Annotated in this window: 12 protein-coding genes; 4 read left to right on the forward strand and 8 right to left on the reverse strand. The window is 71.8% G+C overall.

Annotation, left to right across the window (positions count from 1 at the left end; all coding sequences use genetic code 11):
- Positions 1-111: 111 nt before the first annotated feature.
- Both AB0J21_RS22265 and AB0J21_RS22270 read right to left on the reverse strand, forming a co-directional pair.
- Entirely contained in the window at positions 112-984 is an 873-nt protein-coding gene (locus AB0J21_RS22265) for a class II fructose-bisphosphate aldolase (protein WP_363147807.1), read from the reverse strand.
- Positions 985-987: 3 nt separating this feature from the next.
- Positions 988-1,872 (reverse strand): sugar isomerase, encoded by an 885-nt coding sequence (locus AB0J21_RS22270; protein WP_363147808.1) that lies wholly within the window; start codon positions 1,870-1,872, stop codon positions 988-990.
- Between the two features lie 136 nt (positions 1,873-2,008).
- On the opposite strand from AB0J21_RS22270, the gene AB0J21_RS22275 reads away from it, so the two are divergent.
- The gene (locus AB0J21_RS22275) at positions 2,009-2,788 is read left to right on the forward strand and encodes a DeoR/GlpR family DNA-binding transcription regulator (RefSeq protein ID WP_363147809.1); all 780 of its coding nucleotides are present in this window, start codon (positions 2,009-2,011) and stop codon (positions 2,786-2,788) included.
- A gap of 42 nt (positions 2,789-2,830) precedes the next feature.
- Here AB0J21_RS22275 and AB0J21_RS22280 read toward each other — a convergent pair whose 3' ends face one another.
- The 4 genes from AB0J21_RS22280 to AB0J21_RS22295 are packed head-to-tail and all read right to left on the reverse strand — an operon-like array spanning position 2,831 to position 7,702.
- Complete coding sequence (locus AB0J21_RS22280) at positions 2,831-4,018, reverse strand: Gfo/Idh/MocA family oxidoreductase (RefSeq protein ID WP_363147810.1); 1,188 nt, start codon at positions 4,016-4,018, stop codon at positions 2,831-2,833.
- Positions 4,019-4,038: 20 nt separating this feature from the next.
- Complete coding sequence (locus AB0J21_RS22285) at positions 4,039-5,688, reverse strand: extracellular solute-binding protein (protein ID WP_363147811.1); 1,650 nt, start codon at positions 5,686-5,688, stop codon at positions 4,039-4,041.
- A gap of 53 nt (positions 5,689-5,741) precedes the next feature.
- Complete coding sequence (locus AB0J21_RS22290; protein ID WP_363147812.1) at positions 5,742-6,680, reverse strand: carbohydrate ABC transporter permease; 939 nt, start codon at positions 6,678-6,680, stop codon at positions 5,742-5,744.
- The gene (locus tag AB0J21_RS22295) at positions 6,677-7,702 is read right to left on the reverse strand and encodes an ABC transporter permease subunit (RefSeq protein WP_363147950.1); all 1,026 of its coding nucleotides are present in this window, start codon (positions 7,700-7,702) and stop codon (positions 6,677-6,679) included. Before AB0J21_RS22295 ends, AB0J21_RS22290 begins: the two co-directional genes overlap by 4 nt.
- Before the next feature lie 310 nt (positions 7,703-8,012).
- Here AB0J21_RS22295 and AB0J21_RS22300 point away from each other — a divergent pair, with 310 nt between their 5' ends.
- Both AB0J21_RS22300 and AB0J21_RS22305 read left to right on the forward strand, forming a co-directional pair.
- Complete coding sequence (locus AB0J21_RS22300; RefSeq protein ID WP_363147813.1) at positions 8,013-8,849, forward strand: endonuclease; 837 nt, start codon at positions 8,013-8,015, stop codon at positions 8,847-8,849.
- Between the two features lie 160 nt (positions 8,850-9,009).
- Positions 9,010-9,588, forward strand: coding sequence for a TetR/AcrR family transcriptional regulator (locus AB0J21_RS22305; protein WP_363147814.1), 579 nt, complete (start codon positions 9,010-9,012; stop codon positions 9,586-9,588).
- A gap of 84 nt (positions 9,589-9,672) precedes the next feature.
- Here the strand turns inward: AB0J21_RS22305 and AB0J21_RS22310 are convergent, their stop codons facing one another.
- Both AB0J21_RS22310 and AB0J21_RS22315 read right to left on the reverse strand, forming a co-directional pair.
- Entirely contained in the window at positions 9,673-10,356 is a 684-nt protein-coding gene (locus AB0J21_RS22310; RefSeq protein WP_363147815.1) for a methylated-DNA--[protein]-cysteine S-methyltransferase, read from the reverse strand.
- Positions 10,353-10,961 (reverse strand): sigma-70 family RNA polymerase sigma factor, encoded by a 609-nt coding sequence (locus AB0J21_RS22315; RefSeq protein WP_363147816.1) that lies wholly within the window; start codon positions 10,959-10,961, stop codon positions 10,353-10,355. Before AB0J21_RS22315 ends, AB0J21_RS22310 begins: the two co-directional genes overlap by 4 nt.
- 138 nt (positions 10,962-11,099) lie before the next feature.
- On the opposite strand from AB0J21_RS22315, the gene AB0J21_RS22320 reads away from it, so the two are divergent.
- Complete coding sequence (locus AB0J21_RS22320; protein ID WP_363147817.1) at positions 11,100-12,206, forward strand: P1 family peptidase; 1,107 nt, start codon at positions 11,100-11,102, stop codon at positions 12,204-12,206.
- Positions 12,207-12,264 lie beyond the last annotated feature (58 nt).

Here is a 12,264-nt window from a genome sequence, read left to right on the forward strand (position 1 = left end):
CCCCGAGCATCCGCAGATGGCGGTACGAGGCCCGGGGAAAGGTGGTGTCGTCCGTGCGCCCGGTGGCGGCGCCCCCTCATGCCGTCACCAACGAGCCGGGGCCCACCGGTGTCACGGCCGCTCCGCGTTCGCCACCACCCGTACGAGCCGCGCCAGCTCCGTCACGGTCCGGGTCATCTCGTCGCGCCCCGCGCTCAGGTACCGCCTCGGGTCGACGGCCTGCGGCTGGGCGTCGAGCACCGCGCGCACCGCGCCGGTCATCGCGATGTTGAGCGCGGTGCCCACGTTGACCTTCGTGATCCCGCCGCGCACCGCCCGCCGCAGCTCCTCGTCCGGCACCCCGGAGGAGCCGTGCAGGACGAGCGGCACGTCCACCGACGCGCGCAACCCCGCCAGCAGCGCGTGGTCCAGTACGGCGGTGCGCGAGGTCATGGCGTGACTGCTGCCCACGGCGACCGCGAGACCGTCCACCCCCGAGGCGGAGACGAAGGCACGGGCCTCGGCCGGATCGGTCCTGGCGCCCGGGGCGTGCGCGTCGAGCGGGGGAGCGCCGTCCTTCCCGCCCACCTCGCCGAGCTCCGCCTCGATCCACAGGCCGTGCGCGTGCGCCCAGCGGGTCGCCGCACGCGTCGCCGCGAGGTTGTCCTCGTACGGCAGGTGCGCCCCGTCGAACATGACGGAACCGAAGCCCGCGTCGGCGGCCTGCCGCAGCAACTCCTCGCTCTTGACGTGGTCGAGGTGCAGGGCGGCCGGCACCGCGCCGGCCCGCGCCTCGGCGACGGCGGCGTGGGCGAGCGGGGCGAGCCGGCCACCGTGGTACTTCACCGCGTTCTCGCTCACCTGGAGGATGACGGGGACACCCGCCGCCTCCGCGCCCGCCACCACGGCCTCGACGTGCTCCAGCGTGATGACGTTGAAGGCGGCTATCCCCGTCCCCGCCGCACGCGCCCGCGCGACGAGTTCACCGGTCCCCACGAGCGGCATCGCCTACACCTCGTCGAGCACGACGGAGCGGGTGAGGTGGCGCGGGGAGTCCGGGTCCAGGCCGCCGGCCTCGGCCAGGGCCACCGCGAGGCGCTGGGCCCGCAGCAGGTCGGCGAGCGGGTCGAGACGGCCGTTCACCCACAGCCCGCCGGTCTCGCGCACCTGCTGCGCCAGCCCGTCGGGCGCCTCGCCGAACATCCAGGTCGCGGTACCCGCCGTCGTGATGCTGATGGGCCCGTGGCGGTACTCCATCGCGGGGTACGCCTCGGTCCAGGACAGCGAGGCCTCGCGCATCTTGAGCGCCGCCTCCCGCGCGATCCCGACACTCCAGCCCCGGCCGAGGAAGGTGAACTGGCGGCATTCCAGGAGCCCGTGCGGCAGCGGGGCCTCCAGCACGGCCCGTGCCTGCGCCACCACCTCCTCGGTGTGCAGCCCGAGGTGCGCGCGCAGCAGCGTCAGCGCCGTCGTCGCGAACCGGGTCTGCACCACGGAGCGCTCGTCGGCGAAGTCGAGGACGACGACGTCGTCGGCGGCGCTCATCACGGGCGTGTCCGGGTCACCCGTGATCGCGGCGGTGCGCACCGTGCCGCGCAGCTTTCCCAGCAGCTCCAGGACCTCCGTCGTGGTGCCGGACCGGGTCAGCGCCAGGACCCGGTCGTAGGTGCGGGCGGCCGGGAACTCGGAGGCCGCGAAGGCGTCCGTCTCGCCCTGGCCCGAGCCCTCGCGCAGTGCGGCGACGGCCTCGGCCATGAAGAGGGAGGTTCCGCAGCCCACGACGGCCACCCGCTCCCCCCGCTCGGGCAGCGCGGCGCTGCCGCCCGCCGCGATCCCGGCCGCCCGCTCCCAGCACTCCGGCTGCGAGAAAAGCTCTTCGTGTACGTGACTCATTGCGAAATCCCATAAGTTGAAGGAATAGTTGCAGTGCGCGAACGCACTGGTCGAACGGCTGGTGGAGGTTGCGCGCACCCGCACCGGGTCAGGCCGTCCGCCCCCGGGAGGCCGGACCGTAGAAAGAGAGCGAGACATGTCCCGCGACGCACGCTGGAGGGCACTGCTGGAGCTCCTCGCCGACGAGGGCCGGCTCGATGTCGACCGGGCCGCCGGTGAACTCGACGTCTCCGCCGCCACCATCCGGCGCGACTTCGACCAGCTCGCGAAGCAGCGCATGCTGGTGCGGACCCGGGGCGGGGCCGTGGCCCACGGAGTGAGCTACGACCTGCCCCTGCGGTACAAGGCCGCACGCCGCGCCTCGGAGAAGCAGCGGATCGCGCGGGCCGTCGCCGGGCTGATCAGCGCGGGAGAGGCGGTGGGACTGACCGGTGGCACCACGACCACCGAGGTGGCGGGGGCGCTCGCGGCCCGGCCCGACCTGTCCGACGGGACACCCGCCCTCACCGTCGTCACCAACGCGCTGAACATCGCCTACGAGCTGTCCATCCGCCCCCAGTTCAAGATCGTTCTGACCGGAGGGGTGGCCCGCCCCCAGTCCTACGAGCTCACCGGGCCCCTCGCGGACGGCGTCCTCGACCAGATCACCGTGGACACCGCCGTGCTCGGCGTCAACGCCTTCGACGTCATGCACGGCGCAGCCGCCCACCACGAGGACGAGGCGGGCGTCAACCGCCTGCTGTGCGAGCGGGCCCAGCGCGTCGTCGTGGCCGCCGACGCGAGCAAGCTCGGGGTCCGGGCCTTCGCCCGGATCTGCACCGCCGACCAGGTCGACATCCTGGTCACCGACAACAGCGCGGCACCCGAGATCCTCGCCCCGTTCCGGGACGCGGGCATCGAGGTCCTCACGGTGTGAGGGCCGCGACGCCCGCCTCCCGGCGGCTGCCCAGGGCCTGGGCTAGGGCCGGGGCGCCGGGCGTTCCTGGCCGGCCGCGAAGTAGGCGATCAGCTCCGGGTCGAGCGGCGGCACGTCCTGCGGGGTGCCGCCCTCGCGCAGCGAACGGGTCGCCAGGTACCCGGCGGCCACACTCATGCGCGCGGCGACCGGCGAGGTGTCCGTCGCGCCGCCCTCGCGGGCGAAGCGGCAGAACTCCTCGACGATCCTGAGGTCGGAGCCCCCGTGGGAGCCCTCGGACTCGGGGACCCGGTGCACGGCGTCGGCGTCCGAACGGTAGCTGCTCGGCCCGGTGTTCCACACCCGGATCTCGTCGCCGGGCCGGTCGCCGAAGTTCTCCAGGCGCCCCTCGGTGCCGATGACCGTGTAGTTGCGGAAGTAGTCGGGGCTGAAGTGACACTGCTGGTAGGCGGCGATCACCCCGTTGTCCAGGCGCATGTTCATCACCGAGACGTCCTCGACGTCGACCACGTCGTGCAGGTCCTTGCGGGCGGTCGGCGGCCAGTCGAAGTCCCGCAGCCAGCCCTCCGGCCGCGGGGTGCCCGGGGCGCGACGCGGCAGGTCGCCGTAGACCATCAGGTCGCCGAGCGCGTTGACCCGCTGTGTGTACCCGCCGGCCAGCCAGTGCACGACGTCGATGTCGTGGGCGGCCTTCTGCAGCAGCAGACCGGTGGTGCGGCGGCGGTCGGCGTGCCAGTCCTTGAAGTAGTAGTCGCCGCCGTAGGAGACGAAGTGACGCACCCACACCGTCTTCGGCTCACCGATGTCGCCGCGCGCGATCAGCTCCCGCATGGTGCGGACGAAGCCCATGTGGCGCATGTTGTGGCCGACGTAGAGCCGGGTGCCCGTCTCGTACGCGGTGCGCAGGATCGCGTCGCAGCTCTCCACGGTGATGGCGAGCGGCTTCTCCACGTAGACCGGTTTCCCGGCCCGCAGGGCCGCGCAGGCCAGTTCCTCGTGGGTGTCGTCGGGCGTCGCCACGATCACCGCGTCCACGGTGTCGTCGTCCAGCAGCCGCCGGTGGTCCTCGACCAGTCGCACGCCGGGCAGCCGCTCGGCGAGCTTGGGGGCGACGGCCGGGTCCGGGTCCGCGACAGCCGTCACGACGGAGCCCTCGCCGGGCCGGTGGGCCGCCGTGGCCAGGTTTCCGCGCAGGCCGAAGCCGGCCACGCCGATACGGAGGTCGTCCATGATGTTCCTTGCCTTCGCCTTCACTTGCCGCTCTTGGCGAGCGATTCCTCGAACTCGTGCCGGATCTGGTCGCCGCCGCCCGACTTCCACGCGCGCACCATGCCGTCGTACTCCGACAGGGACTTGCGGCCCGCCATGATGTCCTTGATGCCGTCGTTCAGCGTGGTGCTGAGCGAGGAGCCCTTGCTCGCGTTGGTGTCCGAGTAGTGGCCGATGGTGGGGTTGAGCGTGGCCATGCCGATGAGCTTCTGCTGCCACTCGTGGATACGCCGCGTCAGGTCCGGCTGCCCCGGCAGGTACAGGTACTCGGGCGCGTTGGCGAGGAAGCTCACCGGCATGGCCGTGGTGACGGCCTCCGCGTTGCCCTTCTCGGTCAGCTTGATCCCGCCCTTGTCGCTGCGCGTGAAGTGCGTGCCCTCGATGCCGTTGTCGAGGAAGAGCCGCTCCTCGGTCCCGAAGGGCGCGGCGAGGTAGTCGAGCACCCCCAGCAGCATCCGCAGGCGCTTGTCGTCCGCGTTCTTGTTGATCGCGGTGTAGCCGACCGAGCCGAGACCGAAGAAGTAGTGCGGAGTGGCCCCCTTCTCCGCCGCGAAGGGGAGGATCAGCCCGAAGGGGAACTCGTACGTCTTCACGTCCACCAGGAACGAGGGGTAGGACTGCACGTAGGCGCCGAGCTTGCCCTGCGCCACCTTCTCGCGGTGCGTGGTGAGGTTCGGGTCGGGCCAGAACAGTCCGGCCTTCGCCACCTTGACGCCGAACTCCAGGGCGGCCCGGAACTCGTCCGTCTCGTACTGGCTGACGAGCTTTCCGTTCTTCTCCCGCCAGGTGGAGGGGGCCCCGAACCACTGGGCGAACATGTTGATGTGGTTGACGTAGGCCGGCTCCAGCACGTACTTCTTGCGCCGGGTGTCGAGCAGCTCCTTGCCCTTGGCGAGGAAGTCCTCGGCGCTGTCGAACCGCGCGCCGCCGACCGGCTTCCAGAAGTCCTCGTTGACGACGTAGACCTGTCCCATACGGCCGTAGGCCACGGGCACGCCGAAGATCTTGCCGTTGATCACGGCGGTCTTCCAGGCGTACTCGGGAAGGTTCGCGAGGTTGGGGTACTTCTTGACCGCGTTGCCCGACAGATGCGGGGTGAGGTCGCGGAACTTGGCCTCCAGCAGCTCCGGGATGCGGCGCAGACCCTGGTTCGGCGGGATCCACACGAGGTCGGGGATCTCCCCGCCGGCGACGGCCGCGTTGAACTTGGAGGAGTAGCTGTCGTCGGTGGTGTCGACGACGATGTTCATGCGGAACTCGGAGCCCAGCCGCTTGTTGAGCTCCTTCCAGTAGCTGTTCCTGCCCATGGCCGGGGTCGGCGTCGTGAAGGTCTCGGTGAGCGCCGTGATGGGCGAGCCGTCGCCCGGCGGACGGGCCACCGAGCGGACGAGGTCCTTCGGGTACCGCAGATACCCCGCGTCGAGGCCGTTCGCATCGCCCGGCAGATCGGGCGCGGCCACCTTGGCCGCCACGTACGCGGGGAGCTTGACCTTGCTGAAGGCCTCGGCGCCCTTCCCCGCGGTGGCGGCGCTCCCGGAGGAACAGGCGCTCAGCGTGGTCAGCCCGGCCGCGGTCAGCGAGGCGGCTCCCGCGGCGCCGAGGAAGGACCTTCTGTTGAGGTGTGCGGACATGGTTCTCCCAGGGAGAGAGGGTTCGGGGGAATTCAGGCCGGTGAGGGCGGGGCTCAGCCCTTGACGGCGCCGGTGAGGACGCCCTTGGCGAAGTGCTTCTGCAGGAAGGGGTAGACGCACAGGATCGGGATCAGCGCGAGGATCAGCACGGCCATCTGCAAGGAGATGGAGGGCGGCAGCACGTTCACCCCCATGGCGTGCGAGTTGATCGTCTCGCCCTGCACCACGTAGGAGCGCAGCACCACCTGCAGCGGGTACTTGCCCGAGTCGTTCAGGAACAGCAGCGCGTTGAAGAAGCTGTTCCAGTAGCTCACCGCGTAGAACATGCCGGCCACGGCGATGACCGCCTTGGACAGCGGCAGCACGATGCGTACCAGGATCGTCAGTTCACCCGCGCCGTCCAGCCGGGCGGCCTCGTACAGCTCGGTGGGTATGCCCTGGAAGAAGGCGCGCACCACGATGACGTTGAAGACGTTGAGCAGCACCGGCAGGATCAGCGAGGCGTAGCTGTCGAGCAGCCCCAGCTGCTGCACCACGAGGTACGTCGGGATGATGCCGGGAGCGAAGAGGAAGGTGCCGAGGACCAGCATCAGCAGGGGTTTGCCGAACAGCATGCCGGGCCGGGAGAGGCCGTAGGCGAGCGTCACCGTGCACAGCAGGCTCAGCGCGGTGCCGATGACGGTGACGGCGATGCTCACGAGCGTCGCCCGGGTCACCACCCCGCCCTGGAGCAGCACGTGGTAGGCCTCGAAGGTGGGGTGGTGCGGCAGCAGGACGTACCCGCCGTGCTGCTCCAGTTCCTTCTGCCCGGCCAGGCTCGTGCCGAGCGCGAGGAGGAAGGGGTAGGTGACGAGCACGATGATGAGGACGATCGCGAGGGCCTTGGCCCCCTGCCCCCACCAGCTGGGACGTTCCATCCAGGGGGGCCGCTCGGCGCCGGAGCGCAGCCGGGCCAGGAAGTTCTCGCGGGGGCGGCGGACTGCTGTGGTCATCGGTAGATCCCCTGCTCACCGAAGCGGTGGGCCACTTTGTTCGCGACGATGATCAGAAGGAGTCCGATCACGCCCTTCATGAGTCCGGCGGCCGTGCTCATGCCCCAGTCCCCGTCGATGACGCCGTGGTAGTAGACGTAGGTGTCCAGCACTTCCGAGGCGTCGGGGCCCACGGCGTCGCGTTGCAGGAGCATCTGCTCGAATCCGACCGACAGGATGTCGCCGAGCCGCAGGATGAGCATCATGATGATCACCGGGCGGATGCCCGGCAGGGTCACGTGCCACATGCGGCGCCGGCCGCCCGCCCCGTCCATGGCCGCCGACTCGTACAGCGTGGTGTCGATCGAGGCCATCGCGGCGAGGAAGATGATCGCCCCGTAGCCGCAGTCCTTCCAGATCATCTCCGAGGTGACGAGCACCTTGAAGGTGTCCGGGTTGCTCATGATGTTGCCGACCGCGAGCCCGTGGTCCTGGAGCAGGCTCGTCACGGTCCCGGTGCCGCCGAGCACCTGCTGGAACATCGCCACTACCACGACCCAGGACAGGAAGTGCGGGAGGTACACCACCGTCTGCACCAGCCGCCTGATCCGCTCGCCGATCAGCGAGTTGAGCAGCAGCGCCAGGGCGATGGGGGCCGGGAAGTAGAGCACCAGCTGGAGGACCGTGATCTCCAGCGTGTTGGTCAGCGCGGTCCAGAAGGCGGGCTGTCCGAACAGCGCCGTGAAGTTGTGCAGGCCCACGAACGGGCTGCCCTTGAAACCGAGGAAGGGCTGGTAGTCCTGGAAGGCGACGACATTGCCCGCGAGCGGCAGATAGAAGAACAGCGCGAAGTACAGGATTCCCGGCACACACAGCAACAGGAGCATCCGGTCGCGCCGGAAACGTTGCCGAAGCGGCGTCTTGCGGCCCGCCCCGTGGCCGGGGTCCGCAGCGGCCGGGGCGGGCGCTGCGGACGGCGGTGCGCCCGGAGAGGGCGACGTGGGCACAGCGGTGGGCACTTTCACCTCCGCGTAGAGGAACAGGAAGAGGGCGGCCAGGGACGGCCCGCGCAGCGCAGGGGCGCGCTCACGAGGTGTGGCTGCGAGATGCCTTGATCCTGCACTGATGACCAGTAGATGACAAGAGTTGATCAGAAAAAGCTCATTGAGAGCAGTAACAAGCATGTTTCGAGCAACTGGTGCGCGTGCTCACTCCGGGCGGCCGGGGGTCTGTGGCGAGTGCGTAAGAGTCGTGTGAGACCGGCCCGCCGGCGATCGGGCCCGTGCCACAGTGCCGGGGACCTGACGGACCGGCAGCGCTCACGAGGCGGCTGCCGCCAGCGAGGAGGCCACCATGCCGACCCCCCACCCGTCCCGACCCGCTTCCGTCCCGCGCTCAGGGCCCTTGCTCGCCCTGGGCTGCGCCGCGCTCCTCGCGCTCGGCGCGGCCGTGGCCCCGCAGGCAGCCGCGCAACCGGCCACGCCCACCCTGCCGAGGGCGGCCGCCGCCGCCGACTACTACGCCGCCGCCGAGGGCAAGAGCGGCACGGCCCTCAAGGACGCCCTGCACGACATCATCAAGGACCAGACCTCGGTCTCCTACGCCGCGGTGTGGGACGCGCTCGGCGACACCGACGAGGACCCGGCCGACCCCACCCACGTCATCGAGCTGTACACCGGCACCTCCATCGCCAAGTCCCGCAGCGGAGGCAACCCGGGCGACTGGAACCGCGAGCACGTGTGGGCCAAGAGCCACGGCGACTTCGGCACCGCCACCGGCCCCGGCACCGACCTGCACCACCTGCGCCCCGAGGACGTCGCCGTCAACGGGGCCCGCGGCAACAAGGACTTCGACGACGGGGGAGGTGCCGTCTCCGGAGCCCCCGGCAACTACACCGACAGCGACAGCTTCGAGCCCAGGGACGCGGTCAAGGGCGACGTGGCCCGGATGATCCTGTACATGGCCGTCCGCTACGAGGGCGAGGACGGCTTCCCCGACCTGGAGCCCAACGACAAGGTCAGCAACGGTTCCGCCCCCGCCATCGGCAAGCTCTCGGTCCTCAAGGAGTGGAGCGAGCAGGACCCGCCGGACAGCTTCGAGGAACACCGCAACGACGTCATCTACACGAGCTACCAGCACAACAGGAACCCGTTCGTCGACCACCCCGAGTGGGTCGAGTCGATCTGGTGACAGGGCGGGCGCGGCCGGGGACCGGCCGGCCGTCGGCCAACACCCGTCCCCGGCCGCGCCCCGGGCGGCACGAACGACGCCCGGGGAGGCGGGAAGCGGCGGCAGAGGGAGCCCGGGAAGCGGAACTTGTCGATGACAGGTTCTGGCCTATGCTGCTCCTGTGACGACTCGGCACACCTACCACCACGGCGATCTGCGCCGTGCCGTCCTGGCCGCCGCCGTCGAGGTCATCGAGCGTGACGGCCCCGCCCGTCTCAGCCTGCGGGATCTCGCGCGGCGGGCCGGGGTCTCCCACGCCGGCCCCGTGCACCACTTCGGCGACAAGGCCGGGGTGCTCACCGCGCTGGCGACCGAGGGATACGGGCTGCTCGCCGACGCGCTCGAAGCAAGCCCGGACGGAGACTCGGAACTCGTCGAACTGGGCGTCTCCTACGTACGGTTCGCCGTGCGGCACCCCGCGCACTTCGCGGTGATGTTCCGGCTCGACCTGCTGCACCCCGAGGACCCGGACCTGTGCGCCGCGCGGCAGCGGGCCCGCGCCCTGCTCACCGGGGGAGTGGAGCGGGTCGTCGGCGACAGCGCCACGTTGCGGCCGGAACTCGCCGGGGTGGCCGCCTGGTCCCTCGTCCACGGCTACGCCTCTCTGCACCTCGCGGGGGCGCTGCCCGAGGAGGCGTCGGGCGAGGACGTGGAGGGCGTGGCCAGAGCGGTCGCGGCCCTGCTGTTCCGTTCCCCCTGAGGTGACATGTTCCCCCTCCGAGGGGGACGGCGCCGGGCGTGGCGGCGCCGCGCCGTCCGCCACGGCGCCGCCGCACGCCGCCACTCAGGCGGCGCGCTCCATCGTCAGCAACAGCCGCTTGGCCTCCGGGCCGCCCGCGTATCCGCCGCTCGTCCCGTCCGAGCGCACCACCCGGTGGCACGGCACCACCAGAGGCAGCGGGTTGGTCGCGCAGGCGGTGCCCACGGCGCGTACCGCCCGGGGACTGCCGGCCGCCGCGGCCACCTGCGCGTAGCTCTCGGTGCGCCCGTAGCCGATGTCGCCGAGACGGTCCAGGACCGTGCGCCGGAAGCCTTTCGACAGCCGCCGGTCCAGCGGCAGTTCGAAACGCCTCCGGGTCCCCGCGAAGTACTCGTCCAACTGCCGTGCCGTCGCGTCGAGCCGGGCGGGGGCACGCAGCACCCGGGGGCTCACCGTGTCGGCGAGGTCCTGGAGAACCGCGGCGTGGTCCTGCACGGCGAAGGCGACCCGGATCAGCCCCTCCCCGGTCGCGGCCAGCAGCAGACTTCCGGCCGGGGTGTCGAGCGTGCGGTACGCGATGTCCAGGAGGCCCGCCTCCTCGGCCCGTTCCGCCAGTCGCGCGTGCAGCCGGCCGAGCGCGGGTGCCTCGTGCGTGGCCAGTCCGGCGATCAGCCGATCCACCTCGGCCCGACCGGCGGGGGACGTGTCCGCGGCGGCCTCCGCCACCCGGTGCTCGTCGCGCGCGTCGCTCCCCGCGATGTCCTTCATAGCGTCGGTCCTTCCTTCCGTCCCTGCCGGGCTTCTCGTGTGCTCGCGCGAGTGCGAGTGCTTCTCGTGCACGGTGGTTCGTGACCCCTCTTCTCCGCCGGTCGTGGTGCGCCCCTCTCGCCGTCCAGGCCGGCCCGGCGCAAATTGCCGATCCCGTCCGCCGCCGCCCGCCGGGCGGCCTGCGCGCTGCCGCCGGTGAGCGCCGCGATCTCCTTGTACGGCAGTCCCGCCAGGTAGTGGTAGGCGACCGCCTGCCGCTGGCGCGGCGGCAGGGCGCGCAAGGCCCTCCACAGATCCGGCTCCGCGTCCTCGGGCCGCCCGGCCCGCCCCGGCCGGTCCGGGAGGTGCTCGACGGGCAGCGCCCGGCGGGCGTTCCCCCGCGCCACGTCGAGAGCCTTGCGGTGCGCGATCGTCACGAGCCACGCCTCCACACGAGCCCCGGCCGGCAGCTCGGGGTAGGCCCGCATCGCCGACAGGAAGGTCTCGGACCAGGCGTCCTCCGCGTCGTCGGGGCCCACTACGGCCCGTACGACGCGCAGGACGACCGGGCCGTACGCGGAGACGATCTCCTCGAAGGGCGGTTTCACGACGCTCGCAGCACTCACACCAGGTAAACGCCCCGGCGACCCGAAACGTGAGCCTCGAACACGCGGACTTCACGGGAGCGCCCCCGGACCCGCCCGAGGCCGGGGCCCGCAGGCCCCCTCGGCCGGGAGACCACCCGGCGCGGTAGCCTCCCCGCCATGCACGTAGCCGCAGCCGAACCGGCCCCCTCCCCGCAGCAGCCGCCCCGCTCCCGTGCGCTCGGGCTCGGCGTCGGCGCCCTGCCCACCGGCCCGAGCAACGCCCTGACCGACGTCCCCGGGGTGCGCGTCGGGCACACGACACTCGTGTTGCCCCCGCACGTGCACAGCGGAGTCACGGCGATCGTGCCCGCCGGGGTGGGCCCCGAGCGGCCGCTGCCCGCCGGGGTCTTCGCGGGCAACGGCTACGGAAAGCTGCTCGGCAGCACCCAGATCGCCGAACTCGGTGCGATCGAGACACCCGTGCTCCTGACCTCGACGCTCTCCGCCTTCCGCGTCGCCGACGCCCTCGTCGGCTGGCTCCTGGAGCGGCCGGAGGCGGCCCGGGCACAGAGCCTCAACCCGGTCGTGGGGGAGTGCAATGACGGACTGCTCTCCGACATCAGGACCCGCCCCGTGCGCGAGGAACACGTCCGGGCGGCCCTCGACGGGGCGGTCGGGGGACCCGTCGCCGAGGGCTGCGTGGGAGCCGGTACCGGGATGACCGCCCTCGGCTTCAAGGCGGGGATCGGCACGTCCTCCCGGGTGCTGCCCCTGGCCGGGGCCCAGATCACGGTCGGCGTCCTCGTACAGGCCAACTTCGGCGGGACCCTGCGGGTGGGCGGACGTGCCGTCACCCCGGCGAGCCTCGGTCTTCCGGACGGGGACCCCGAGCCGGAGAACGGCTCCTGCATGGTCCTCGTCGCGACCGACGCCCCGCTCGACGCCCGTCAGCTCACCCGGCTGGCCCGCCGCGCCGTGTACGCGCTGGCCCGTTCCGGAGCCGCCTACGGACACGGCAGCGGTGACTACGGACTGGCCTTCGGCACCCGCCCGGTGGGCACCCAGGCCGGCCCCGCCGCGGTCGCGGACGACGCGCTGAACCCCGTGTTCACCGCCGTGCTCGACAGCGTGGAGGAGGCCGTCCTCAACTCGCTGCTCACCGCGACCACGACGACCGGACCCCGCGGACACACCCGCCACGCCCTGCCCGCCGACGCCCTGACGGCCCTGCTGTCCCGGCCGTGGACGACCGGAGGCGACCGGAGACCAGCGGGGGACCACTGAAGGTGAGGACGGCGAGAGTGCGACACCCGGCCTGGTGATCGCCGACACGTCCGGGGCG

Source organism: Streptomyces sp. NPDC049954 (genome assembly GCF_040656295.1).
GTDB lineage: Bacteria > Actinomycetota > Actinomycetes > Streptomycetales > Streptomycetaceae > Streptomyces.